We start from the raw sequence: 26,130 nt of genomic DNA, 5'->3' as shown, positions 1-26,130 counted from the left end.
TTTGAGAAAATCACTTCGCCGCGACAAAGCCGCGCGGCGGCTTAGAACGCTTCGGGCTTGGCCTCACGGGCCATGTGATCCAACACCGCGTTCACGAACTTGCCCTCTTTGCCTTCGGGAAAGAAGGCCGCAGAGATCGCCACATATTCGGAAATCACCACTTTCGGCGGCGTCGTGCTTTGCAGCAGCTCCGCGCCAGCCGCGCGGAACAGCGCCCGCAGGGTCGGATCAATGCGGTCGATCGGCCATTTTGCCACCAACGCGCGGTCGGTCATCTGGTCAATCGGCGCCTGATAGTTAACCGCATCAGCCAGCGTTTTTGCAAACAGCTCGGTGTCACCCTCGATCATGTCGGTGCCATCATCTACTTCGGCACCAAACCGGAAATCCAGAAACTCCACCCGCACCTGATCAACCGTCTGGCCGGTGGTTTCCATCTGAAACAACGCCTGCACCGCATAAAGGCGGGAGGCCGATTTCATCTTGCGTTTCTGGTTGCCGGATAGGGTCATGCCGTCGGAGTGTCCTTGCGTTCACCAGCGAGTTTGTATTCCTCGGCATCGGGCACGAACCCCACGCCTTTGCGCTGAGCGCCCCACTTACGGCTCAATGCAATAAGATGCAAGGCCGCAGCAGCCGCACCGCCGCCTTTGTTCTGATCGGCAGGATCTGCGCGCACTTCGGCCTGCTTGCGGTTCTCAACGGTCAAAATCCCGTTGCCGATGCACAGCCCTTGCAAACCCAAAAGCTGGATCGCGCGGCTGCTGTCGTTGCAGACGGTTTCGTAGTGCGTGGTCTCGCCACGGATCACACAACCAAGCGCGACATAGCCGTCAAAATTGGACATGCGCTCCGCAATCCCGATCGCGGTCGGAATCTCCAACGCACCTGGCACCTCAACCACCTCATAGGTGCCACCGCAGGCCTCGATTTCGGCCACGGCACCGGCCAACATGTTGTCGGCGATGTCTTTGTAGTAAGGCGACATGACAATCGCCAGCTTGACCGGCTTGTCAAATTCCGCGCGCGGCATGATGTAATGTTTCTCAGAGCCAGCCATCTTTTATCCCTCCGACAAAATCGGGCGCGTGCCCACAATTGACAACCCGTACGCGTCCAGACCCAGATATTTGGTCTGCGGGCTGTCAGTCAACAAAACGAGCTCGGAACAGCCAAGGTTGGACAGGATCTGCGCGCCCAGACCGGTGCGTTTCACGGTGCGCGGACCTTCGTCATCCTCGGCATAAAGGCTGTGACGCGGCTCACGGAACAGACACACGGCCCCGCGCCCTTCCGCGGCAATTTTCTCCATCGCCGCCGGAAGTTCCTGCGCGGATTTCGGCCCAAGACCCAGAATGTCGCTGGCTTCATGCAAGGCGTGGGTCCGCACCAGAACCGGCTCATCGGTGGTGATGTCGCCTTTGATCATCACGATATGTTCGATGTCGTGGATCTGGTCGGTAAAGATACGCATGTCCCACTCGCCGCCAAACTCGGACTGCACAGTCTCTTGCTTGGTCTGCACAACCTCGTTGTCATTGCGTGTGCGATAGGAAATCAGATCGCTGATCGTGCCGATCTTCATGTCATGCTTTTTGGCAAATTCCACCAGTTCCGGCAGGCGCGACATGGTGCCGTCCTCGTTCATGATTTCACAGATCACGGCACTTGGATGACAGCCCGCCAATCGGGAAATGTCCACGGAGGCCTCGGTATGCCCTGCCCGCACCAAAACACCACCACGCTTGGCGCGCAGCGGGAACACATGGCCCGGCGTTGCGATTGCGGCCATGGTGTTTTGCTCGTTGATTGCGGTGGCAATCGTCAAGGCACGGTCGCCCGCTGAAATGCCGGTGCTGACACCTTCGCGCGCTTCGATCGACACGGTAAACGCGGTCTCGTGGCGCGAAGAGTTGTTCACCGCCATCATCGGCAACCCCAAACGGTCAATCCGCTCTGCCGTCATTGGCAGACAAATCAACCCCCGCCCGTGGGTGGCCATAAAGTTCACCGCATCCGCATCGGCAAATTCTGCCGGAATGATCAGATCACCTTCGTTCTCGCGATCTTCGTGATCCACAAGGATGTACATCTTGCCCGCGCGGGCGTCGGCAATGATGTCTTCAATCGGGCTGATGGCGTCGCGCAGGCTTTGTTCTACGGGGCCAGGATTTTCAAAGGACATAGCAGTCTCCGTCTGTTGCGGTCGGGATATCGCAAGCCCAGACCGATTGCCAGAGCGTGCGCGACGACATTTGGTTCAAAAACGCAAGGAAACTTTGCACCCACGCACGACGAGACCGCGCACGCGCGCACTCCCGCTGGCCCAATATTCTCCGGAAGTCGCTGGTTGCTGCGACAGGGGCAGCGCCCCCGCTTACTGCTGCATCTCCGCCAGACGCGCGACATAGCGTGCCAGCGTATCGATCTCCAGATTGATCGCATCCCCCACCTTGGCCTGCCCCCATGTGGTGACGTCCTTGGTGTGGGGGATGATATTGATGCCAAACTCGCAGCCGTCCACCTCGTTCACGGTCAAGGACGTGCCGTTCAGCGCCACCGATCCCTTGGGCGCGATGAACTTCGCCAGCGCCTCGGGTGCGCGGAAGGTGAAGCGTGTGCTGTCGCCCTCGTCCCGCATCGCCACAAGTTCCGCCACCCCGTCGACATGGCCTGAAACGATATGCCCGCCCAGCTCGTCGCCCACCTTCAGGGCGCGTTCCAGATTGACCCGTTTGCCCACAACCCAATCGCCAAGGTTTGTCTTGGATACTGTTTCCGCGCTGATTTCCACGTCATACCAGTCCGGCCCCAACTCAACGACGGTCAGACAGACGCCTTCGCTGGCGATCGACGCGCCAAGGTCAATGCCCGCGGTGTCATAGCTGGTGCCGATCCGCGCCCGCAAATCCCCGCGTTTTTCCAACGCGCGCACTTCGCCGATATCTGTGATGATTCCCGTGAACATTCCGCAGGCTCCTGAGATGCAATTGTCTGGGCCAAAGACCTACCCCCAGCCTGATGCCAACACAACCCGCCGGCCCCGCATTGGCCTTTGGCATCCTTTAGCCTCAATTTTGACGTTTGTTGTTGGTAACTTCCGACAAATTCTTGGTCTATAAGAGCAACACAATGGACAACAAGATCGACCAGACACGCGTTTTTCTTTTCCTGCAGGGGCCGCACGGGCCCTTTTTCCGCAGGCTGGCCCGCATGCTGCAACGCTCCGGTGCCGACGTGCTGCGCGTCGGGTTCAACGCCGGTGACAGTGTTTTTTGGCCAAACCGCGCGACCTATGTGGCCTACCGCGGTGCGCTGGACGGCTGGCAGGCCTACTTCCGCCAGCTGGTTGCCGAACGGCATGTGACTGATCTGGTTCTCTATGGCGACGTGCGTCCGATTCACGCCCAAGCCATCGAGGCCGCCCGCGACATGGGTCTTCGCATCCACGTGTTCGAAGAGGGCTACCTGCGTCCCTATTGGGTGACATACGAACGCGGCGGCTCAAATGGCCATTCCCGCCTGATGACGATGTCCTTGCCGCAAATGGAACAGGCGCTTGAGGGTGCTGATCTGGACACGCCGATGCCCCCGGCGCATTGGGGCGACATGCGCCAGCACGTATTCTACGGCGCCGCATACCATTTCTTTGTGATGTTCGCGAATTGGCGTTACCGCAATTTCCGCCCCCACCGCACCCTGTCGGTGGCCGAGGAATTCACACTATATATCAAACGCCTGCTCCTGATGCCGTTTCAGGCGATCGACCGGCGCATCGCGACGTTGCGGATCCGCTTTGGCGGGTTCCCGTATCACCTCGCGTTGCTTCAACTTGAACATGACAGCAGCTTTCAAAAGCATTCCCCTTTTGACAGCATGACAGAGTTCCTCGCCCTGTTGGTTGAGAACTTTGCCACCGGCGCGCCCAAGCATCACCACCTCGTTTTCAAAGCCCACCCGCTTGAAGATGGCCGCGCACCTTTGCGCCGCGAAATCAAACGGCTGGCCCGCGAACACGGCGTTCAGCACCGCGTTCATTGGGTGCGTGGCGGCAAGCTTGCGCAACTCCTGAATGACGCGCGCTCTGCTGTGACCGTGAATTCCACAGCCGCGCAACAGGTGCTGTGGCGTGGCATCCCGCTCAAGGTCTTTGGCGACGCGGTTTACAATCAGCCCGAGTTTGTCAGCACGCAATCTCTGCCTGATTTCTTTGCGGCCGCCACACGGCCCGACAATCAGGCCTACAAAATCTACCGCCGCTACCTGCTGGAAACCAGTCAGGTGCCCGGCGGCTTTTACTCATCCGCGGGACGCCGCCAACTGCTTCGGCAAGTGGTTGACATGATGCTCTCGCCGCATGATCCCTACGAAGCACTCGAGGCCGGCACAGCGGCTCCGAGGCAACAGTTGCGTTTGGTCACTTAGCAGGCACTAGGTCTAGCGCTGGATTTTTGGTTTGGATTCCGCTATCTTGCGGACAAAACCTGAGGCAGAATAATAACAGGTCGAGGAGACCGAGCAGTGAAATCCTTAGAAACCCGATGGGCGAAGTCCGTCGCGCTTTTGGCGCTTACCGCCTTGATCGCGTCGTGTTCCATTATCCCGCGCCCGGGTCCGAGCAAGCGTGAAATCTACGCGGGTTCGGTCCAGAAAGAAGGCGACGCCTTTGTTGTGGCGGTGAACGATCGCGTTACGCGCACCACGGCCGTTGTGCCTGCGCTCGGCTTTTCGGACAGCTTCAAAAACGCCGGAGAACTTGGGTCGGACACCATTCGTCCTGGTGACATTCTCTCACTGACGATCTGGGAAAACGTCGACAAACCGCTTTTGGGGCCCGAAGGTCAGGTCGCAGCGATTCTGGAAGAAGTTCAGGTCGACGGCGCAGGCTTCATCTTCGTGCCATACGCAGGCCGCATCCGTGCCGCTGGCAACACGCCCGAAGGCATTCGCCGCATCATTTCCGCCAAGCTCGAAGAGCAGACCCCCGACCCGCAGGTCGAAGTCCGCCGCGCTGCTGGCGACGGTGCCACCGTGTCGCTTGTCGGTACAGTTGGCGCACAGGGTGTTTACCCGATCGAGCGCCCCACCCGCACGCTTTCAACCATGCTGGCCAATGCAGGCGGCGTGACCATTGTGCCTGAAATCGCCCAGATCACCGTTCTGCGCGGCAACACCTCCGGCAAAATCTGGTTCCAGGACCTTTACGAGAACCCGCAACTTGACATCGCGCTGCGTGGTGGTGATCGCATTCTGGTCGAAGAAGACACCCGTGCCTTCACCGCGCTTGGGGCCACTGGCACCCAAAGCCGCGTGAATTTCTTCACCAAAGACCTGTCGGCCATCGAAGCCATCGCGCAGGTCGGCGGCCTGATGGCGACCACCGGCGACCCCACCGGAGTCTTTGTGTTCCGCAACGAGGCTGATGCGATCTCCAATCAGGTTTTGGGTCGCAGCGATCTCGTAGGGGCACAGCGCATGGTCTATGTGCTGGACCTGACCAAGCCCAACGGCATGTTCATGGCCCGCGACTTTGTGATCCGCGACGGCGACACGCTTTATGTGACCGAAGCACCGATCACCACTTGGAACAAAACCATCGCCGCGATCACCGGCACGCTCACCTCGGCTGACACGCTCAGCGGGCTCGGCAGCCTCTAAGCGCCGTGCTGTGACGTGAGCAAAACGGACGACATCAAAGCCGCCGGGGCCTCAGACCCCCGGCGGCTTTTCGCATTCAACGGCGGCTTTTTTCAGCAACAACGCCTGCGCCGTATGATCGCGCTTGTAGGCTATGAGCTCAAGTTCGGCAAACCCAACGATGACGACCTGATCGCGATCTGGGGTCAAAGCCCGACCAGCCATCGCGGCGCTGCCGTGTCCGAACATACTGGCGCGGATTGCCTTTATTTTGAGGACGCACTGCTGCGCTCCTTGCATCCCGGACGGGTCGCCAAAGAGCCGTCTGTCGGGTTGATGATCGACAGCAAGGCTCCGCATTTTGACCCCTCCACGCCGTCGGATCTGGAAACACTTCTGGCAACACATCCCCTTGATGACACCGCCCTTTTGAACCGCGCACGCGGCGCGATCGAGCGCATCAAAGAAGCCCATCTGACCAAATACACCGCCGTCGAAACCGACCGTGACCTGCCTGCACCCGGCTACGTTCTTGTCATCGACCAGACCCGAAACGACGCCTCTGTTCTTGCCTCTGCACCGGGTGAGGGCATTGCTGAAAGCCGCTTCCGCGAGATGCTGATCATGGCGCAGGAAGAACACCCTGGCTGTCGCGTCCTGATCAAGACGCACCCCGAAACCCAACACGGCACCCGCGCCGGTTATTTCGGGGAGGACGACGAAACAGACCGCGTGTCGCTCTATGCCGAGCCAATCAGCCCGTGGCAGCTTTTTGAAGGCGCGGTTGGCGTCTACACTTTTTCCTCACAACTCGGGTTCGAAGCCATCTATGCCGGCCACAAGCCCCGCGTTTTCGGACAGCCCTTTTATGCCGGATGGGGGCTGACCTCAGACGAATACCCCGTCCCCCGTCGCCACCGCCAATTGACCCGCGCGCAGCTTTTTGCCGCCGCGATGATCCTCTACCCCACTTGGTACGACCCCTTTGGCGATCAGCTATGCGAGCTGGAAGACGTCATTGAACACCTCGCCGCCCGAACCCGCGCATGGCGCGAAGATCGCCACGGCTGGACAGCCCACGGCATGCGGCTTTGGAAACGCAAACCGCTGCAGGGCTTTTTTGGCGTCGAAAAACCTCTGATGTTTGACCGTCCCCGTGACGACCGCCCCGCGATGGTCTGGGCCAGCAAACAGGGCCCCGAAGGCGCGACCCGTGTCGAGGACGGCTTTCTGCGCTCGCGTGGGCTTGGCGCGGAATTGGTCCCGCCTTTGTCGCTGGTGTGTGATGACCTCGGCATCTACTACGACCCGACCCACGAAAGCCGCCTTGAGCGCCTGATTGCGGAGCGCGCCACCTTGCGTCCTGATCAGGATCTGCGTGCCGATCGCACGATCCAGTCGCTGCGCACCCTTGGCCTGAGCAAATATAACCTCGGCGGCGCGGCCTTTGACCTTCCCCAAGGCCGCCGCATCCTTGTCCCCGGACAGGTTGAGGATGACGCGTCTATCAAGACCGGCACAGGCACAGTGTCCACCAACCTCGCGCTGCTTCAGGCCACACGCGAGGCCAACCCCGATGCCGTGATCCTTTACAAACCCCACCCCGACGTTGAGGCCGGATTGCGCGCGGGCGCGATTGATCAGGACATCGCAGACCTCACCCTGCCGCACGCCGACATGGCTGCGCTGCTGGAAGAGATCGACGAGGTTTGGACAATGACCTCACTGACCGGCTTTGAGGCTTTGTTGCGGGGCAAGTCTGTCACCACTCTTGGCGCACCGTTCTATGCGGGCTGGGGGCTTACGACGGACCTTGGCGACGTTCCCGCCCGCCGCCGCGCGCAACCATCACTACATGGTCTGGTGCATGCGACACTGATCGACTACCCGCGTTACCGCGATCCCGTAACCGGCCTGCCCTGTCCTGTTGAAATCGCCGTTGACCGCCTCGCCACGGGCGACATTCCGCACCCCGATTGGTCAAACCGCATGCTGTCAAAGCTGCAAGGTGCATTGGCCAGCTACAACTGGGTCTGGCGATAACCCCCGTAGGGTGTCCATGTCGCTAGTGTGGCTCCACGCGATGCCAGACGCATTTGACATCGCGCCCCACGGCACTCTGAGACACCAGATCAAACCGCGGCGCCTCACCAAGCCGCTCAACGCCCATCGCGCCAATCGACGGATACCCTTCGGCCCCCAGTACCAGACCTGCATTGAACGTGATCAACTCGTCGACCATATCCGCAGACAACAACGACGCAGCCAGTGCGCCTCCGCCTTCGCAAAACACCCGCGTCAGCCCTTTCGCGCCCAAAGCCTGCATCAGGGAAACCGGCGAAATCTGCGTGCCATGTGCCTCGCACGGCAACAGCTCCGCACCGAGGTCTTCCCATGTTTTCAAAAGGTTCGGATCGGCATCAGCGCCGTGCGCAATCCACACCGGCACCTCTTTGGCCGTCCGCGCCAGCGTACTCATCAGCGGCAGATCAAGCCGGCGCGACACCACAACCCGCACAGGTTGCCGATCCACGCCCAAATCGCGCACCGTCAATGACGGATCATCCACCCGTGCGGTGCCACCGCCCACCATCACCGCATCGTGGCGCATACGCATCGCGTGCACCTCTCGACGCGCCTCGGGGCCGGTGATCCATTTGCTTTCGCCCGTTGCCGTGGCAATGCAGCCATCCAGCGTGCTCGCCAGTTTCAATGTCAGAAACGGCCGTCCCAGATCGGTCTTCAGGAAAAACCCCTGCAAATCCCGCGCGGCCTCATCCGCGAGTACGCCGGTTTCTACGTCGATGCCCGCGCCACGCAGCATCGCCAGCCCACGGCCCGACACCCGCGCATCACTGTCTTCCACAGCCACCACAACCCGCGCCACCCGCGCCGCAATCAGCGCCTCGGCACAGGGCGGCGTCTGCCCGTGATGGGCGCAAGGCTCCAATGTCACATAAGCCGTCGCCCCGCGCGCCGCCTCACCGGCCTGCGCCAGCGCCACAGGCTCCGCATGGGGTCGTCCGCCCGGTTGGGTCCAGCCACGGCCAACCACGCGCCCGTCTTTGACGATCACACAACCAACCGCCGGATTGGGCCAGCAACTCCCCTGCCCGCGCCGCCCAAGGGACAGCGCAAGCGCCATAAAACGATTGTCGGACAAGATCACTCCTCAGGCGCAGATTCCGGACGCAACTCCGAGACGAATTTATCAAAATCATCCGCCGCCTGAAAGTTCTTGTAGACGCTGGCAAACCGCACGTAAGCCACCGTGTCGATCCGCGCGAGTGCTTCCATCACGATCTCACCGATCTTGCTGGACTGGATATCCGTTTCTCCCATGCTTTCCAGCCGGCGCACAATACCCGAGATCATCTGATCAATCCGTTCCGGCTCAACCGGACGTTTCTGCATAGAAATCCTGATCGAGCGTTCCAGCTTGTCACGGTCAAAATCTTCGCGACGTCCGTTGGATTTCACCACGACCAAATCGCGCAACTGCACCCGCTCATAGGTTGTAAACCGTCCGCCACAGGCCGGACAGAACCGGCGTCGCCTGATGGACACGTGATCTTCTGCCGGACGGGAGTCTTTTACCTGTGTGTCTATATTTCCGCAAAACGGACAGCGCATGGGCCTTCCCTTCGTTCGTCTGCTCTTTTTTATTGATACCGCCAAGTACCGCCTGAGTTGGGTTTTTCCCCAAGTTATCCACAGCCACTATAGGGCAGCTACAATTCTTTGGGTAGAGGCAAAAACGAACCGCAATATAGGACAAGTTAAGTTGAATAGGGGGAAAATTGGGGCCCTATTCCCCTGTTACAATTTTCACATGCGTCCCTATATCTTTATCAAAGGCCCTTCCAAGCCTCCAATTCATGCAAAAACGCCGTCACATTCGCGATGTGACGGCGTTTTTTGATGTAAAAATGCAAAGGCGTTCAGAACAGCGCCTTCCCCATCTGGTCGATCAACTGCTTGGCTTTGCGCACCGACATCTCGCTGGCCTCGCCAAAGTCACGGATCACATCCGCGCGGATCAAGTCATGTGTCTTCGGCTCGCCATCCACGATCGCCTCGATCCGTGCCGAAACGCGATACTGACCGCCTTCGTTGATGGGCGTTGGTGTGATCGTAAACCCCTCATATTCTAGGCTTTCCACCTCGGGCGTTGGCGCTTCCGCGCTCCCGCCCCCGAACAACCGTTTCAAAAAGCTCATCTCAGCCAGCGCTCCCCGTCATCGCAGCCACCACATGACGAACATGCGGCGCAGTTCTGTGTTCAAATAGGTATATCCCCTGCCACGTGCCTAACATCATCCGTCCCGCTTGCACAGGGATCGACAGGCTCACGGGCATCATCGCAGCCTTGATATGCGCCGGCATGTCATCCGGCCCTTCATAGGAATGCACCAGATAGGACATCGCAGGATCGGAGGTTGGCGGCACAAGCCGATGGAAAAATTCACGCAGGTCGCGCTGCACGTCAGGATCAGCGTTTTCCTGTATCAAAAGGCTACAACTGGTGTGCCTTACAAACAGCGTCAACAGCCCGTCCTGCGCGTCACTTTCCGCAAGCCAGCGGGCGACATCTGGGGTGAATTCATAAAGTCCCGTACCGCGGGTTGGGATGTCAAAAACCGTCTTCATAGGCGCACATTATCCGCCACTCGGATTTACGCAACCATCCCGCCGTTACCCGTCAAGTTCGCGCACACAACGGCGTTTGCCCTGCTGCACAGACATGTTGCTGCCAACGCGGCTCAGATCGCTGCCGTTTGACGCCCGCGCCAACAACTCCTGGCCGGGACGAAAGGTAAAGGCCACGGCCTGCGCCCCTGACACCGTCCGGCTTGGCCCCATACCGGCACTGACGTAAAGCCTGTCACGGTGCGACGCCCCCCGCGCCAAAGCCGCCTGCGACGCCGCGCACCAAAAATAGTCGGCTTTGGGCGACCACTTATTGACCACTTCGAAGGTGCCCGCCTCTGGCAGGCTGTTCACAGGGTTTTTCAGCGCATTGGTATTGCCCCAAGCCGCCGAGCCAAAACCCAGCACCGTCGCGAATGTCAAAATAAGCTTCATGAGCAACTCCTTTTGAGCGATTACGAAAGCCGTAGAGACACAGATGACTTTAGGTGGCGCCCATATCCCGCTGGCATCGGCGGTTCGCTGAATTCACCGAAATGTTGTTGCCAATCCCGCGCGTCGAACTGCTGCCGGACGTCGCCTGAGCCAACTGTTCCTGTGTTGGCCGGAAGGTGAACGTAATTGTTTCCGCGCCATATGGTGATTGCGCCGCACTCTTAACGTCCACCACATAAAGGCGGTCTTTCCAAGCGGCGCCCCGACTCAACGCAGCTTGCGCCGCCGCGCACCAGATACTCTGGTCGCCCGAGCCCCATTTGTTCACAACCTCAAAGGTCGCCGACCCTGCGTCGGCCACCGGATTGCGTTTACTGGTGTTTTGCTGCGCAGCTATTGGTCCGCCCAAAAGCGCCAACATTCCCGCCGCAGCTGCCATTTCTCGTATCATCGCAATGCCTCCTGGCCCTGAACAGGCCTTGGTCAAATTTCAAAAGCGCCTGAATTCAAAAGCCGGCGCATCAATAGAAATCCGGCTCGCGCTGACACCGACGATTGGCGGAATTCAAAGACAGGTTGTTGCCAATCCCGCGTACTGAACTGCTGCCGGTTTTGGATTGTGCCAACTGCTCCTGCGATGGGCGGAAGGTAAAAGTGATGGTCTCCGAGCCATATTGCGATTGCCGCGCGCCGGTCACGCCCACAACATAAAGCCGTTCACGCCACTCCGCGCCCCGGCGCAACGCGCCCTTCGCCGCCGCGCACCAGATATCGTCATCGCGGGCTGCCCATTTGTTGATGACCGCAAACGTCCCCTGCCCGACGTCCACTGTCGGACTGTTCTGGGCCTGCAATCGCTGGGCCAAAGATGGACCAGCCCACACAATGCTCAGCGTCAAGGCGCAACCAAGTGATTTCCACATTTTCACTACCCTCCAAAAAAGATATTTTTTGTTCAAAGACCTAGTCAGAAAAAGTCCAACTCTCGAACACACCGGCGATTGGCGGAATTGATCGTCATGTTGTTGCCAATGCCCCGAATGGAGCTACGGCCCGACTTTGCCTGAGCCAACTGTTCCTGCGTCGGGCGGAAGGTGTATGACACCGTCACCGCCCCATATTGCGAGGCCTGCGCATCCTCATAGCCGATGATATACAAACGGTCCGTCCACGCCGCCCCCCGATCACGCGCCGCTTTGGCCGCCCCGCACCAGATATCATCATCCCGTTGGTTCCATTTGTTCACGATGGCAAAATTGCTGCCGGACAAATCAACAACCGGATTTTTGCTAGTCGAGCGCTGCGCCAAAACCGGAGACGCCATGCCCACCACTGCTGTCAAAACAATCAAACGCGCGAAATTCATTTCTGTGCTCCTTTGAATGGTTACGCACCGACGTCGCAGCCGGATGTGTGACCCACAAATCTGTGATCAGAGCCAGTCTACGCGCCGATGGGCACATTCACCATGCGACGTGCTTCAGAATTCCGTGACTGTGACGAAGACGCGCGCACGAAAAAGGGGGCCGCAGCCCCCTGATCCTTAACACTTTGTCGCCCGCTTACTGGTCAAGGAAGCTGCGCAGCTTACGGCTCCGGCTCGGATGCTTCAGTTTCCGCAGCGCTTTCGCTTCGATCTGACGGATCCGTTCGCGGGTCACGCTGAACTGCTGCCCCACTTCCTCAAGCGTGTGGTCGGTGTTCATGCCGATGCCAAAACGCATTCGCAGAACACGCTCTTCACGCGGGGTGAGGCTGGCCAATACGCGGGTTGTGGTTTCCTTGAGGTTCTCCTGAATGGCGCTGTCCAAAGGCAGCACGGCATTCTTGTCCTCGATGAAATCACCCAGCTGGCTGTCTTCCTCGTCGCCAATCGGCGTTTCCAGAGAGATCGGCTCCTTGGCGATTTTCATCACCTTGCGCACCTTCTCCAAAGGCATTTGCAGCTTTTCTGCAAGTTCCTCAGGTGTCGGCTCGCGGCCAATCTCGTGCAGCATCTGACGACCGGTCCGCACCAGCTTGTTGATCGTTTCGATCATGTGAACCGGAATACGGATCGTGCGCGCCTGATCGGCGATCGAGCGGGTGATTGCCTGACGGATCCACCATGTCGCATAGGTCGAGAACTTATAGCCGCGACGGTATTCGAATTTGTCCACCGCCTTCATCAGGCCGATGTTGCCTTCCTGAATAAGATCAAGGAATTGCAGGCCGCGGTTGGTGTATTTCTTGGCGATCGAGATCACGAGGCGCAGGTTGGCCTCAACCATCTCTTTCTTGGCCTGACGGGCTTCTTTCTCACCCTTCTGAACCTGCTGCACGATGCGGCGGAATTCAGAAATATCCAGCCCCACATACTGACCGACTTGCGCCATGTCGTTGCGCAGTTCTTCGACTTTTTCGACAGAGCGCTCCATGAACATCTGCCAGCCACGGCCGGATTTCTGGCTCATGTCGTCCAGCCAGGTCGGATCCAGTTCGCGGCCACGATAGGCCTCAATGAACTCGCGACGGTTGATGCGGGCCTGATCGGCCAGCTTCACCATTGCGCTGTCGATCTGCATCACACGGCGGTTGATACCATAAAGCTGATCAATCAGCGCTTCGATACGGTTGTTGTGCAGGTGAAGCTCGTTCACCAGTTCAACGATCTCCGAGCGCAACTTCTGATAGGTCGCTTCGGCCTTATCAGAAAAGCTATCATCCTCATTCAGCGTTGCAGAAATACGGGCATCCTGCATATCGCTAAGCATGGCAAAGTCGCGGGCGATGATGTCGAGGGTTTCAAGAACTCGCGGCTTCAGGGCCGCTTCCATTGCCGCAAGCGACATGTTGGCCTGCTCGTCTTCATCGTCGTCGTCGTCCTTGGCAATCGGATTGCCGTCGGCGTCGAGTTCCTGAGCGTCCTCTTCCTTCTTGGGCGCCGAGGTCACGTTGGCCGCTTCTGCAACCGGTGTTGCCGTTTCTTCCTCGTCGTCCCCCATCTGGTTGCCAAATGTGGTCTCAAGATCGATCACATCGCGCAGAAGGATTTCCTCGGAAAGAAGTTCGTCGCGCCAGATCGTGATCGCCTGGAAGGTCAGAGGACTTTCGCACAGGCCGGCGATCATTGTGTTGCGGCCCGCTTCGATGCGTTTCGCAATTGCGATCTCGCCTTCACGCGACAACAGCTCAACCGAGCCCATTTCGCGCAGGTACATGCGCACCGGATCGTCGGTGCGATCCAGTTTCTCCGCGCCACCCGACGACAGCGCCACACCGCGGTTCGCAGAGGACGTATCCACAACGGCGGTGGATTTCTGTTCTTCGTCTTCGGCTTCTTCGTCTTCGATGATGTTGATGCCCATTTCCGACAGCATCGACATCACGTCTTCGATTTGTTCGGAACTCACCTGATCGGGCGGCAGAACCTGGTTCAGCTGATCGTAGGTGATGTAGCCCTTCTCCCGGGCCTCCGCGATCATTTTCTTGACGGCGGTCTGGCTCATATCGAGCGAGATTTCGGCGTCCTGATCGGCAGGCTTCTGGTCGTCGGTGTCTTTGGCGGCCATGTAGTGCTCCTAAGCAATCGGGCGAAGATGATTCGTTTGCACCGAATCAAACCCGCCCCGAGGTGATTCGCAACCCCGATTCAACCGAGTCGTTTGATGTGCCTCTCTCAGTGCGGCTTATGTGCGACGCGGACGTCCACCGCGAGAGAAATCAATGGTGTCCCGCAGCGCGTCCAGCGCTGCGCGTTCGTCCTTATCTATCGGAGCGCCATTGGCCCCGACCGCATAGTCCCCGCCTTCTTCCTGACGGCTGATCAACGCGTTGTTGCGGGCCTCGGCCGCCTGTCCCAACCGCCAGGTCGTGGCCTCATCCGCCACGCCTTGCAAATCTTCTTCGGCTTCCGCGATCTCCGCTGTCAGGCCCCGTTCGGTCTTGAGCTTGGCCAACTCCTCGGTCAGCGTTAGACGCGCAAGCTCCATATCACCGGGATTTCTCACGGCCGGGGCAATCGCGACATAGGGTTGGCGCAGAAGGTTTTCAACAGCCTCTGGCCCCAAAGCGGTCTCTACTGCGGATCTTGGATCCGGTGTGTTGGCATTGCGCATCAAAACATCGCGCAACCGCGCGTTGCTGTCGTCCATGCACTCCATGGTTTCGATCGCATAATCAAAATCGTCCAGCACCTCGGGCGTCACCAAAGCCACCGCCAAAACCACCGCTTCGCGCACCCGGTGTTCAACCGGACCCTGCCCGCCTGCCAGCATCGAGGCCTTGGTATGCGCCTGCACAACAGGGCCGGTTTTCCACCGCCCGCCATCGCGCTTGAACGTGCGCCCACCGCCTGTGCCGCCACGGTTGCCGCGAAACAACTGCCACCGCAAATCCTTGATCGCGTCGCCATAGTGCTGCCGGATCGACGGATCCTGTATCAACTTGATTTTCTCGCGCAACGCCTTGTCCAAGGCAGCTTTGCGCTCGGGGCTGTCAAAATTCTTACCCTCGATCTCGCGCTGCCAAAGCAGGTTCACCATCGGCATGGCCTGATCAAGCACGGTTTGCACCGCGCTTGGCCCCTTGGCACGGATCAAGTCGTCTGGGTCCTGCCCTTCCGGCATCACGGCAAACCGCAGGGATTTTCCCGCCTCGATCAAGGGCAAGGCCAGATCAATCACCCGCATCGCAGCGCGAATACCGGCCTTGTCTCCATCAAGCGCAATGATCGGCTCATCCGAAATGCGCCACAAAAGCTGCAACTGGTTGTCTGTCACCGCAGTACCCAGCGGGGCCACTGACGCGCCAAATCCCGCTTCTGCCAGTGCGATCACATCCATATAGCCCTCGGCCACGATCAACGGCTGCCCCTTGCCCGCCGCTTCGCGTGCAGGCCCGTGATGATACAGGTTGCGCCCCTTATCAAACAGCTCGGTTTCCGGTGAGTTCAGGTATTTTGCATTGTCGTTGGGGTCCATCGCACGGCCGCCAAATGCCACGCATTTGCCGCGCCCGTCGCGGATCGGGAACATAATGCGATTGCGAAAGACGTCATAGGGCTTGCCGCCTTTGCTTGACGGTTTTGCCAATCCCGCGCCGATGATCAATTCCTCGGCGACACCTTTGCCCGTCAGATGATCCCACAGCCCTTGCCAACCATCGGGCGCAAAACCGATCTCAAACCGCTCACGGGTTTCCTGTTTCAGGCCGCGTCGGTCCAGATAATCCCGCGCCGCGCCGCCTGCACCCGTGTTCAGCATCAGGCGATAGTGCTGCACCGCCATTTCCATGACCTCGGCCAGCTGAGTGCGCTTGTCGGCCTTCTGCTGGGCGCGCGGATCGCGCTCCGGCATCTGCATGCCCGCCTCCTCGGCCAGAATACGCACCGCTTCCATGAACTCGACGTTCTCGGTTTCCTTCACAAAGGAAATCGCGTCGCCCTTGGCGTGACAGCCAAAGCAATAATAAAACCCCTTTCGGTCATCCACATGAAAAGACGCCGTTTTTTCATGATGAAAGGGGCAAGGAGACCACATGTCGCCTTTGCCTTGATTGGACTTCCGCTGATCCCACATCACCTTGCGCCCAACCACCTGTGTCAGGCTGGTGCGGCTGCGAAGCTCATCAAGAAATCCGGGGGGCAGGCTCATGGCGCTCAGTATAGATAGCCGACGCGGCCAAAGTCCATACGACCTGACCGCGTCTTAATTCAGAAAACTGTGGATAATTCGCTGTGCCTCAGCCGCCCTGAAGCTTCTTGATCTGGTCCCAGCTCTCAAGACATTGCGCCTCTGTGGACTCCCCAAGATCAACGTTCTTCAGATCCTTGCGCTTCTGGCTGTAAACAAAATCCACAACCTGCGGCATCGCACCCTCAATTCCAGCGGGCCACTCGGGATTGGCAGCAATCACGGTTTCAACCACCTTGTTTTTGCCCACCCGATCAAGCCGCGCCTGTTGCACCGCGCCCATGATATCGCCCTGCAATTTACAGGTGTCTTCTTTCTCGCCCGCCATAACAGGCATCGCCATGCCCGCTCCCAAAGCCAAAGCAGCCATGCCACGCAGAATAACAGAAACAGTCATTGGGATCCTCTCAGGTCAGTTCACCAGCAAAAATGTCAGCCCGCGCCCCGCGCTGCAACCCCTTTCATCGCAGTCTCGATTTCGTGAACCAATGTCTTGGCCATCGACCGAAACGCCATGATCTGGAACGTATCCGGGTCCGTTCGGGTAATAGAAACCGACATATGCCCAAGCATCGAGCGCGCGGTGTGACCCACGGCAAATGACTGCGCCCGCAAATCCAGTGGCACCAGCCGCGCCAACACATCTTCCGCGGCCACCCCGTCCAGCCGCACCACCGCCCAGGCATCGCTCTGGTCGGTCACAGCTGCCTCCGCGCCCAGCGCGGCGGCAGGGTCCGGCCCCATCAAAAGGTATTGCCCCTGCCCGAACCAGATCACACGGCTGCCCGCCTCGCCCGTTGCACGGTTAACCTCGGGCAGTTTGGCCCCAACCGACGCATCAAGCGCTTTGCCCAGCGCCTCGGCCCGTCCGCGACGGGGCGACAGAGAGGTCAACACACCGGCATCCACTTCAGACAGCGTCACGCCGCCAGCGCTCACCGGCAACAGCCCCGCGCAGGGGGTTTTTGCACTCAACTCAGCCACGCACACGCCCTCCTTCGGGATCAAAAAACACCGGATCGCATACCTCGCACCGCGTACTCACGCCGCGCAGATGATCCACCATCATCACTTCCTCACCATGGCGCGCGCGCCCATTGCGCAAAAACGCCAGCCCAAGGAAGCTTTCCAAAGTTGGTGAGAACCCCACCGAGGTCGTGTAGCCCTGTGCGTTTTCCCGCGTTGGATCGGCGCCGGCTTCAAACAAATGCGCCCCCGCCGTCAGCTGTTTCACTGGCCCCAACGGCTTCAGGCCGACCAACTGCTCGCGCTCATCGCCGTTCAGTCCGGGCCGCTCACTCATGGTCTTGCCCACGCAATCTTTCTTCGCGCTCACCATCCGGCCCATGCCAATGTCAAAGGCCGTGGTGCGTCCGTGAATTTCGGAGTGGGTGATAAACCCTTTCTCAATCCGCAAAACGTTCAGCGCTTCCATCCCGTAGGCCCCGCCGCCCAGGGCTTCGGCCTTGGCCACCATCTGACGATAGAGGCTTTCGCCATAACGGGCCGGCACCGCAATCTCATAGGCATGCTCGCCCGAGAAGGAAATCCGGAACAAGCGCCCTTTGACGCCCGACACCGAAATCTCACCACAGGCCATGAACGGAAAGCTCTCGCCATCAATCTCTTGATCTACCAGCGTGTTCAGCAACTCCCGCGATTTCGGCCCTGTCACCGCAAACTGCGCCCATTGCTCGGTTGTCGACATCAGCGACACATCCAGCTCGGGCCGCAGACATTGCGCCACATACTCCAGATGCCGCATCACCGGCCCTGCCGCAGCCGTGGTGGTGGTCATCACAAAATGATCCTGCCCCCAGCGCGCTGTGGTGCCGTCATCCATCACCGTGCCATCCTCGCGCAGCATCAAACCATAGCGCACCCGCCCGACCTTCAGCGTGCTGAACATATTCGTGTAAACAAAATCCAGAAATTCCGCCGCATCTGGGCCCTGAATGTCAATCTTGCCCAGCGTGGAGACATCGCAAATCCCCACCGCCTGCCGCACCATATTGACCTCACGATCACAGCTTTGACGCCAGGTGGTTTCCCCCGCCGCCGGAAAATAGCTCGGCCGGTACCAAAGTCCCGCTTCGATCATCGGCGCGCCTGCGGCGACGCTGGCGGTGTGGCTCGTGGTGAACCGCTGCGGTGCGAACCCCGCGCCCTGCGCACCGGCCCCCATCGCCGCGATGCTCACTGGCACAAACGGCGGGCGGTACGTGGTGGTGCCGGTCTCCGGTATCCCCCGCCCCGTCGCATCCGCGAGCACAGCCAAAGCACCAATGTTGGAATTCTTGCCCTGATCCGGCGACATACCCTGCGTGGTATAGCGCTTCATGTGCTCCACAGAGCGGAAGTTCTCCTTCGCCGCCTGCTTCACATCCTTCACGGTCACGTCGTTCTGAAAATCCAGCCACGCACGCCCATGACCACCCACCGCCCACAAGGGCGACAGACGATACGGCGTATCTTCGGCCACAGGCACCTCAGCAGCGCCCGCCGCCAAGCCCAGCGCAGCAAGCGCCGTTCCGGCCGCGGCTGCACCTTCGCTCAGCGCCCCATGGGTCGAGAAAGTGCCCTGACAGGCCCCGGCGGTATCCATGCCGGGGATCATCCCCGCCACCGGCACAAAGCTCTGGATGTCCTCACGCCACACCGGCCGCCCGTTCATATGACAGGTCAGATGCACCGTGGGGTTCCACCCGCCGGACACCGCCAGACAATCCGTCGCCACCTTCTCTTCGCCGCTCATCGCGCGATAGGTGATGCTCTCCAGCGCTTTACGCCCTCCGGCGTTGCAAACCTCCGCGCCTTTGACCAACGGGTAATCCCCGCTCTCGGGCGCGTCCCGACGGCTGTCTACCACCATCGCCACATGCACACCGGCGGCAATCAACTCGCGCGCCGTCTGATGTCCGCTGTCGTTGTTGGTGAACACCGTGACCGCCTTACCTGGCGCCACGCCATAGCGGTTCACATAGGTCCGAACCGCACTCGCCGTCATGATGCCCGGACGGTCGTTGTTCTCAAACGCAATCGGGCGTTCAATTGCACCGGCACAAAGGATCGACCGCTTGGCCACAATGCGCCAGAAACATTCCTTCGGCCGACCGCCAGCATTGCCAAGGTGATGGCTCACCCGCTCCAGTGCGCCATATGTGCCCTGATCATAGGCCCCCGTCACAGCCGTGCGCGGCATCAGCCGCACATTGGGCAACGACGCCAACTCCGCCACGGCCTGCGCGGCCCATGCGGCCCCGCTCATGCCGTCAACTTCACCGCCATCGCCATTCAGCCGCCCGCCCATAAGCGCGTCTTCATCGGCCAAAATCACATCCGCGCCGGCACGTCCGGCGGTCAGCGCCGCCATCAAGCCGGACGGCCCCGCGCCAATCACCAACAGGTCACAAAAGGCAAAGGCCCTCTCATAACTGTCAGGATTGTGCTGCTTGCTCAACGCGCCAAGCCCTGCGGCCCGCCGGATCACCGGCTCATATATCTTTTCCCAAAACGCCTTGGGCCACATGAAGGTCTTGTAGTAAAACCCCGCCCCCAAAAACGGCGACACAAAATCGTTTGCCGCCAGTATATCAAACTCAAGCGACGGCCAGCGGTTCTGGCTGTGCACCTCAAGCCCGTCAAAAACCTCCTGCACGGTCGCCCGCACGTTGGGATCCTGCGCCGCTCCGCGCCCCACCGTAACCAAAGCGTTGGCCTCTTCCGATCCGGCCCCCATAACGCCCCGCGGGCGGTGGTACTTGAAGGACCGCGCCACAAGTTTCACGTCATTGGCCAGCAATGCCGACGCCACCGTGTCTCCCGCAAACCCTTCCACAGATTGCCCGTCAAAGCTGAAGATCACACGCTTGCTGCGATCCACAAGCCCCTTGCCATCAATTCTCATGCGCTTGCCTCCTTCACATCAGAGGCCAATTCGGTACCCAACACCTCATGCGTGATGGTGTTGCGGGTCACCACAATCCATGCGCCGCAACCGCCTTCGTGATACCAAAGATCCCGCGTCACACCTGCTGGGTTGTCGCGGTTGTGGACATAGTCGTCCCAAACCACATCACTCGCATCAGGATCAGGGCGCTGCAAAGCCACCGCATCCCCGACATAATAAAACTCGCGACGATCCCGTTCGCCGCACACCGGACAAGTGATCCTCATTAGCTCTCTCCCTCGTCCGACATCTCGTCGCCCACAAGACCCGCACTGTCCTCACCGGACACGCACTGGCCGCTATCCACACGGTTCAACCTATAGCGCACCGCCTGACCCTCGACCTCTGCCAGATCCACAGCGCCACCACATCCGTCGGTGTCCCCCACCAGCAAATGGCGGGTCTCAATGGTCATGCTGTCCGCTTGATCGCGCGCTACTGTGAAATAACCACCATCACATTCCACCCCGCACCCCGGCACGCCATCCATGTCAAAACACACGAGAGACTGGCTCACGGTTTCTCCGGCAAATACTGTGCCACGCACATGGCCCTGACGAGCGAAACCCACCGTCATATTCGCCATGGTGTCGCGGTTTTCATCCTCATAGACCCAGAGCGTCATCCAATCGACAATCTGCGTCGGGTGTTTGGCCAAATGCGCCTCGGAATAGTCGCGCATGTAACACCCATACTGCGGCCCCTCCGCCAAAGCCACTCCCGCGCCAAACGCCACACCGGTGGCGACCACCGCCACCAGCGCTTCTCTCTTGCAAAAATACTCAAATCCCAACATCTCAACGCCCCTCAATGCAGGTTATGTTGAGAGCCGGTGCCCTCTTCATCCATGATCCCGACTCCGGTGCGGAACCGGTCCAGCCGATATTTCGCGGCCACCTCATGGTGTTGATCGGTCGCCATCAGATGCGCCATGCACCAGCCCGACGCTGGCACGGCTTTGAACCCGCCATAGTTCCAGCCACAGTCGATATAAAGCCCGTCGATGCCCTCCATCTTATCGATGATGGGCGAGCCGTCTGGCGTCATATCCATAATCCCGCCCCAAGAGCGCAGCACCTTCGCTTTGCCAATCATCGGCATCAACGTCATGCCCGCCTCCATCACGTGCTCCTTCATCGGAAGGTTGCCGCGTTGCGCATACGAAGCGTAGAAATCGAGATCCCCGCCAAAGACCAGACCGCCCTTGTCGGACTGGCTGATATAAAAATGCCCCATGCCAAAACTGATCACATGATCAATCACCGGCTTCACGCCCTCGGTGACAAAGGCCTGCAAGACATGGCTCTCAATCGGCAACCGCCGCCCTGCCATCGCCGCAACCTGCCCTGATCGACCCGCGACAATGATGGCCACTTTCTTGGCCCTGATCGGCCCGCGCGAGGTCTGCACGCCTTTGACAACACCGCCCTCGATGTCGATGCCGGTGACCTCGCAATTCTGAACCAGATCAACCCCGCGATCCGACGCGCCCCGCGCGTAGCCCCAAGCCACCGCATCATGACGCGCTGTACCGCCACGCGGGTGCAGCAACCCGCCGTAAATCGGGAACCGCACCTGATCAAAATCAAGATAAGGCAAATGCTTGCGCACCCCTTCACGGTCCAGCAAAACCGCGTCGTCACCTTGGTTGATCATCATATTGCCGCGCCGTGCAAAGGCATCACGCTGCCCGTCGGAATGGAACAGATTGATCAACCCGCGCTGGGAATGCATCACGTTATAGTTCAGGTCTTCTTCCAGCCCTTCCCAGAGCTTGAGCGAATGGGAATAGAACTCCGAATTGCCCTGCAAGAAATAGTTGGCCCGCACAATCGTTGTGTTTCGGCCCACATTGCCGCCGCCCAGATAGCCTTTTTCCAGCACCGCAATGTTGGTCATGCCGTGGTTCTTGGCGAGGTAATAGGCCGTGGACAACCCATGCCCGCCGCCGCCAATGATAACCATATCGTATTCCGGCTTGGGTTGGGCGTCGCGCCAATGCGCACCCCATCCCTTATTGCCGGTCAACCCCTCCGCCAGAACCTTCAGGCCGGAAAACCGCATCTGCTATCCTTTGCTCCTCGCGGGGAAACATCCCCGCCCTCCCAAAAAGCTAGGACGATCCCGTCGCGCATTTCTGCGGTTTTTCGACAAAGAATAGCCCCTCCGCGACAGACTGCGTCGCGAAGGGATCTTTTGCAATCTTAGAAGCTGAGAGCGAAGGCCAAACCCATCAGGGGCGCGGTGTCATATCGGGTCCGGCCCGTGGTCACTCCAGCTGCGTTTTCCACTTCCAGAAGGCCATCAAACTCGGCCCCTGCAAAAACGGCAAATCGCATACCGGGGTTAGGATCATAGCTCAGGCTCAGTACCACAGGAATCGCGCTGTCCTGCCCCACGCCGCCGCCTGCCAACGCAAACCGTGTCTTTTCGCTGCGTGCCGACAACGTCAGCCCCCAGGAATCCGCCATTTCATAACGCAGCGACAGACCCGGCCCCTGACTCGCCCCGATCGTCGGACCCGTGGATAGGCTCAAGCGGTCTGAAATTTGCCAATCCAGCAACAGCGCGGGAAAAATGTCGTAGTCATCCGCGCCAAGCCCGCTAAATGCGCCAAAGGCCGGACCGATCACAAGGGACTCGTTCACTTGCCAGCTTGCGCCCGCAAACAAACCGGCGCTTTGCCCGTCACTCGCGGAGGCCGCGCTGTCATACCGGCTGCGCACCGACGGCGCGACAAACCAGCGCCCGCCATTGCCAAATTGTCCGCCAAACGACACCGACACGGACTGTTCCTGCACGCGGTTCCAAGGCCCCCCTCCGACAAAGTCGTAGTCTGACTGCCCCAGGCTCGCGGAAACACCGACGCTGATGCCATCCGGATTGCGGTTCACAGCCGTGAACTGCCCAAAAGTGCGCTCCACACCGAAACTGCCACCCGCGCTCAGATCCGTGTCTTGCTGATGGAAATACGCGCCCTCAAAGCGAAACACCCAGCCATCCGGCGCGGCGGATTGGGCAAAAGCAGGCGATGACAGGGCAATAGACGCCACGGCAGCCGAGAATAGTTTGTTCAAAGGTCTCATCCTTTTGTGCTGGTCCTGAAGACCATACGCTCGGAAGTTGCTTTGGGATCAAGATAAGTCCCGCGACCTGACGTCAATCAGGCGCCCTGCGACCGCTCCGTGCAAATGGCAGTTCAGAAATCAAATCGGAACGACACCCCGGCCATCGGATCGGGCTCAGCGCTTCCAAGAGCGTTCCGCGCAGTGCCGTCCGTCATCGCGTCAAAAAAAGACCCGACATCGGCACCGGCAAAAAACGTCAGCCGCCCGTTGCGTCCAAGGCCATACCGCAGGTTGACCCCCACCGGCAGGCGCCAGTCCTCGCCCGACCCCATGTCAAATCCGCTCCAGCCGCCGTCGTAAGCCGACGCATCAAGGCCGAGAGACATCGTCCCTACGTCATCCAGGCGCAACTCCGGCACCTGTGGCTTTCCATCCTGCGCCGCAAGAGGCATCGCCGTCAGGGCGCAGGCCAAAAACCAAATCAATCTCAGCGTCATCGGTCCACCTTCCTCGACCTTCGCGAGATCAATCCACCGCCAAGCTAACTTAAGAACGTCCCGCATCTTAGCCGAATGCCACAGCGAAAGCGTTAACGTTCGCTACGGAGTGGCAACGCGGCGCTCATCTTTGGTCAAAACCCGAGGTGTCACTGTCGGGGCGCCCTCGGCATCAAAAAACGGCCCCGTCTTGGCATCGCCTCGCAACATCGCCCCGAAATGGCGCGCCAGAACATGGAAACCGGCCTTGTTGAACCCGTAAGATTTCAGCACCCCCACGCCCGGCGCGGCGGTTTCAGCTGAATTCACGGCAATCACCTTGCCAACAGTTTTGTCGACCGCATCCCCTTGCATCGTGTTCACAAACAACCCGACAAAGGACAGCTTCTGCGTGCCAAGCGTGTTGAACACCGGCGTGTCGCAACAGCTGGCATACCAGCGGATCAAGCCACGCGGCGACAACCTCAAGGCGGCAAGATGCGCCTCCCCTTTGGTGATCTCGACACTTGCCGGCAGCGTCTGGAAAATATCCGTACCGCCGCGCGGCATAAGGGTGTCTTCCGCGCCCAAAGCCTTGGCTCCCGCCTGACAATCCTTGCAATAACATTGCACATGCGAGCCCGTTTTCGGGCTCGCATGTTTCAGAACCGCGCCAAACTCACCGCAGCGGCAAGCGATCGCAATATCTGTTCCGGCCATAAATCAAAGCCCTTTCGCCCTGTAGCTGGCCGCCACCTTGTCAATCGACACCAGATAGGCCGCGGTTCGCAAATCCCCGACGTCCGCGCGTTCATGCCAGACGTCCCGCATCGACTGATAGGCAATGCGCATGGTGTCGTCGAGCCCCGACCGAACAAGCTCCAACTCGTCCGCCCCACGCAGGTATCTCTGCTTGAAGTTTTCGGTCAGGCTGTACTGGTTGCCCATCGCTTGGCTGATCTTCTCAAGCTCGTCCACCACCAGCTGATGTCGGCTTTCTTCCTGCCGCCGCTGCATCCGGCCAAACCGAATGTGGCTGAGGTTCTTCACCCATTCAAAATAGGACACCGTCACACCACCGGCGTTGGCATACATATCCGGAATGATCACCGTACCCCTGTTGCGCAGGATCTCGTCCGCGCCCGCTGTGATCGGCCCGTTCGCGGCCTCGATGATCAAAGGCGCCTTTACGCGCTCGGCATTGCCCAGATTGATCACCCCTTCCAGCGCCGCAGGCACCAGAATGTCACACTCTTCTTCCAGCACCAGAGCGCCGTTCTCGATATAAGTGCCATCAGGGAAACCTTTGACGCCGCCATTGGCAAACAGCCACTGCTGCACGGCATCCACATCCAGACCCGCCGGATTGACCAGCGCACCGTCCCGCTCGATGATCCCGACGATCACCGCGCCATCCTCGCTGCTGAGGAATTTGGCCGCGTGATACCCCACGTTGCCAAGCCCCTGCACAACCACGCGCTTGCCGTCCAACGAACCGGTAAGGCCCGCCTTCTCCACGTCGCGGGGATCACGGAAAAACTCGCGCAGCGCATATTGCACCCCGCGCCCGGTGGCCTCCACACGCCCCGAAATCCCGCCCGCATTCAGCGGCTTGCCCGTGACACAGGCCCGCGCGTTGATGTCAGTGGTGTTCATCCGCGCGTATTGGTCCGCGATCCACGCCATCTCGCGCTCTCCCGTGCCCATATCAGGCGCCGGAACGTTCTGAGAGGGATGGATCAGGTCGCGCTTGGCCAATTCATAGGCAAAGCGGCGCGTCACCCGTTCCAACTCGTGTTCTTCATATTCGCGCGGATCAATGCACAACCCGCCCTTGGAGCCCCCGAACGGCGCTTCGACCAAGGCGCATTTGTACGTCATCAAAGCGGCCAGCGCTTCGACCTCATCCTGATTGACCGAGGTCGCAAACCGGATGCCGCCCTTCACGGGCTCCATATGTTCGGAATGTACCGACCGGTATCCGGTGAACGTCTTGATCTCACCACGCAGGCGCACACCAAACCGGACCGTATAGGTCGCGTTGCACACGCGGATTTTCTCTTCCAGTCCGGGCGGCAGGTCCATCAGCGCCACCGCGCGATTGAACATCAGGTCAACAGATTCTCTGAAACTGGGCTCTTTGATTGCGCTCATTTCTTTGCTCCTCGCACATTCACCAGCTGCGACTCACCGCCGCAGCTAGGCCTGCCGCCACACTAGGACCATTTTGCTGTCGGATACGA

At 59.6% G+C, this 26,130-nt stretch carries 27 protein-coding genes; 3 read left to right on the top strand and 24 right to left on the bottom strand.

Annotation, left to right across the window (positions count from 1 at the left end; all coding sequences use genetic code 11):
• Nucleotides 1-41: 41 nt before the first annotated feature.
• The 4 genes from nusB to BM069_RS01240 all read right to left on the bottom strand — a co-directional run bounded on the left by nusB (nt 42) and on the right by BM069_RS01240 (nt 2,968).
• Nucleotides 42-512: a transcription antitermination factor NusB gene (gene nusB / locus BM069_RS01255; protein WP_093319283.1), complete on the bottom strand. Its 471-nt coding sequence runs from the start codon at nt 510-512 to the stop codon at nt 42-44.
• Complete coding sequence (locus BM069_RS01250; RefSeq protein WP_093319281.1) at nt 509-1,060, bottom strand: 6,7-dimethyl-8-ribityllumazine synthase; 552 nt, start codon at nt 1,058-1,060, stop codon at nt 509-511. The genes nusB and BM069_RS01250 overlap by 4 nt, the downstream gene beginning before the upstream one ends.
• 3 nt (nt 1,061-1,063) lie before the next feature.
• Complete coding sequence (gene ribB, locus BM069_RS01245; protein ID WP_093319279.1) at nt 1,064-2,185, bottom strand: 3,4-dihydroxy-2-butanone-4-phosphate synthase; 1,122 nt, start codon at nt 2,183-2,185, stop codon at nt 1,064-1,066.
• Between the two features lie 192 nt (nt 2,186-2,377).
• A complete protein-coding gene (locus BM069_RS01240) occupies nt 2,378-2,968 on the bottom strand; it encodes a riboflavin synthase (protein WP_093319276.1) in 591 nt (196 codons plus the stop codon).
• Between the two features lie 164 nt (nt 2,969-3,132).
• Between BM069_RS01240 and BM069_RS01235 the strand changes: the two genes are divergently transcribed.
• From BM069_RS01235 to BM069_RS01225, 3 genes are all read left to right on the top strand, one after another.
• Nucleotides 3,133-4,425: a capsule biosynthesis protein gene (locus tag BM069_RS01235; protein ID WP_093319273.1), complete on the top strand. Its 1,293-nt coding sequence runs from the start codon at nt 3,133-3,135 to the stop codon at nt 4,423-4,425.
• 96 nt (nt 4,426-4,521) lie between these two features.
• On the top strand, nt 4,522-5,658 hold the full coding sequence (locus BM069_RS01230; RefSeq protein WP_093319271.1) for a polysaccharide biosynthesis/export family protein: 1,137 nt from the start codon (nt 4,522-4,524) through the stop codon (nt 5,656-5,658).
• A 15-nt stretch (nt 5,659-5,673) separates the two neighbouring features.
• Entirely contained in the window at nt 5,674-7,680 is a 2,007-nt protein-coding gene (locus tag BM069_RS01225) for a capsular polysaccharide biosynthesis protein (protein WP_244503493.1), read from the top strand.
• Nucleotides 7,681-7,702: 22 nt separating this feature from the next.
• On the opposite strand, the gene ribD is transcribed toward BM069_RS01225, so the two are convergent.
• The 20 genes from ribD to BM069_RS01125 form a co-directional block, all read right to left on the bottom strand.
• Nucleotides 7,703-8,782, bottom strand: a complete 1,080-nt coding sequence (gene ribD / locus BM069_RS01220; protein WP_093321176.1) for a bifunctional diaminohydroxyphosphoribosylaminopyrimidine deaminase/5-amino-6-(5-phosphoribosylamino)uracil reductase RibD — start codon at nt 8,780-8,782, stop codon at nt 7,703-7,705.
• 20 nt (nt 8,783-8,802) lie between these two features.
• Nucleotides 8,803-9,270 carry a transcriptional regulator NrdR gene (nrdR, locus tag BM069_RS01215; RefSeq protein WP_093319268.1) on the bottom strand — a complete coding sequence of 156 codons (468 nt, stop codon included), beginning with the start codon at nt 9,268-9,270 and terminating at the stop codon, nt 8,803-8,805.
• Between the two features lie 308 nt (nt 9,271-9,578).
• Complete coding sequence (locus tag BM069_RS01210; RefSeq protein ID WP_093319266.1) at nt 9,579-9,857, bottom strand: HlyU family transcriptional regulator; 279 nt, start codon at nt 9,855-9,857, stop codon at nt 9,579-9,581.
• Between the two features lies 1 nt (nt 9,858).
• Nucleotides 9,859-10,287, bottom strand: coding sequence for a secondary thiamine-phosphate synthase enzyme YjbQ (locus BM069_RS01205; protein ID WP_093319263.1), 429 nt, complete (start codon nt 10,285-10,287; stop codon nt 9,859-9,861).
• 45 nt (nt 10,288-10,332) lie between these two features.
• A complete protein-coding gene (locus BM069_RS01200; protein WP_093319261.1) occupies nt 10,333-10,722 on the bottom strand; it encodes a hypothetical protein in 390 nt (129 codons plus the stop codon).
• A 49-nt stretch (nt 10,723-10,771) separates the two neighbouring features.
• Complete coding sequence (locus BM069_RS01195; protein WP_139216113.1) at nt 10,772-11,173, bottom strand: hypothetical protein; 402 nt, start codon at nt 11,171-11,173, stop codon at nt 10,772-10,774.
• Nucleotides 11,174-11,243: 70 nt separating this feature from the next.
• Nucleotides 11,244-11,645 (bottom strand): hypothetical protein, encoded by a 402-nt coding sequence (locus BM069_RS01190; RefSeq protein WP_093319255.1) that lies wholly within the window; start codon nt 11,643-11,645, stop codon nt 11,244-11,246.
• 44 nt (nt 11,646-11,689) lie between these two features.
• Nucleotides 11,690-12,088, bottom strand: coding sequence for a hypothetical protein (locus BM069_RS01185; RefSeq protein WP_093319254.1), 399 nt, complete (start codon nt 12,086-12,088; stop codon nt 11,690-11,692).
• Between the two features lie 196 nt (nt 12,089-12,284).
• Nucleotides 12,285-14,273, bottom strand: coding sequence for an RNA polymerase sigma factor RpoD (gene rpoD / locus BM069_RS01180; RefSeq protein ID WP_093319252.1), 1,989 nt, complete (start codon nt 14,271-14,273; stop codon nt 12,285-12,287).
• A 117-nt stretch (nt 14,274-14,390) separates the two neighbouring features.
• A complete protein-coding gene (gene dnaG / locus BM069_RS01175; protein WP_093319250.1) occupies nt 14,391-16,355 on the bottom strand; it encodes a DNA primase in 1,965 nt (654 codons plus the stop codon).
• 88 nt (nt 16,356-16,443) lie between these two features.
• Complete coding sequence (locus BM069_RS01170) at nt 16,444-16,791, bottom strand: hypothetical protein (protein WP_244503492.1); 348 nt, start codon at nt 16,789-16,791, stop codon at nt 16,444-16,446.
• Nucleotides 16,792-16,826: 35 nt separating this feature from the next.
• A complete protein-coding gene (locus tag BM069_RS01165; protein WP_093319248.1) occupies nt 16,827-17,378 on the bottom strand; it encodes a sarcosine oxidase subunit gamma in 552 nt (183 codons plus the stop codon).
• The gene (locus BM069_RS01160; protein ID WP_093319245.1) at nt 17,371-20,301 is read right to left on the bottom strand and encodes a sarcosine oxidase subunit alpha family protein; all 2,931 of its coding nucleotides are present in this window, start codon (nt 20,299-20,301) and stop codon (nt 17,371-17,373) included. The genes BM069_RS01165 and BM069_RS01160 overlap by 8 nt, the downstream gene beginning before the upstream one ends.
• A complete protein-coding gene (locus BM069_RS01155) occupies nt 20,298-20,570 on the bottom strand; it encodes a sarcosine oxidase subunit delta (RefSeq protein ID WP_093319243.1) in 273 nt (90 codons plus the stop codon). The genes BM069_RS01160 and BM069_RS01155 overlap by 4 nt, the downstream gene beginning before the upstream one ends.
• Nucleotides 20,570-21,139 (bottom strand): hypothetical protein, encoded by a 570-nt coding sequence (locus BM069_RS01150; RefSeq protein ID WP_093319241.1) that lies wholly within the window; start codon nt 21,137-21,139, stop codon nt 20,570-20,572. The genes BM069_RS01155 and BM069_RS01150 overlap by 1 nt, the downstream gene beginning before the upstream one ends.
• 11 nt (nt 21,140-21,150) lie before the next feature.
• Complete coding sequence (locus tag BM069_RS01145) at nt 21,151-22,407, bottom strand: sarcosine oxidase subunit beta family protein (protein ID WP_093319238.1); 1,257 nt, start codon at nt 22,405-22,407, stop codon at nt 21,151-21,153.
• 140 nt (nt 22,408-22,547) lie between these two features.
• A complete protein-coding gene (locus tag BM069_RS01140) occupies nt 22,548-23,420 on the bottom strand; it encodes a hypothetical protein (protein ID WP_139216112.1) in 873 nt (290 codons plus the stop codon).
• A gap of 122 nt (nt 23,421-23,542) precedes the next feature.
• Nucleotides 23,543-23,908, bottom strand: a complete 366-nt coding sequence (locus BM069_RS01135; protein ID WP_093319233.1) for a hypothetical protein — start codon at nt 23,906-23,908, stop codon at nt 23,543-23,545.
• Nucleotides 23,909-24,010: 102 nt separating this feature from the next.
• Nucleotides 24,011-24,607 (bottom strand): DUF6151 family protein, encoded by a 597-nt coding sequence (locus BM069_RS01130; protein ID WP_093319232.1) that lies wholly within the window; start codon nt 24,605-24,607, stop codon nt 24,011-24,013.
• Between the two features lie 3 nt (nt 24,608-24,610).
• Entirely contained in the window at nt 24,611-26,041 is a 1,431-nt protein-coding gene (locus tag BM069_RS01125) for a Glu/Leu/Phe/Val family dehydrogenase (protein ID WP_093319229.1), read from the bottom strand.
• Between the last annotated feature and the right edge of the window lie 89 nt (nt 26,042-26,130).

The organism is Shimia haliotis, assembly GCF_900114415.1.
GTDB lineage: Bacteria > Pseudomonadota > Alphaproteobacteria > Rhodobacterales > Rhodobacteraceae > Shimia > Shimia haliotis.
The sequence above is the reverse complement of the archived record's forward strand: the minus strand, read 5'-3'. Positions and strand labels throughout refer to the sequence as shown.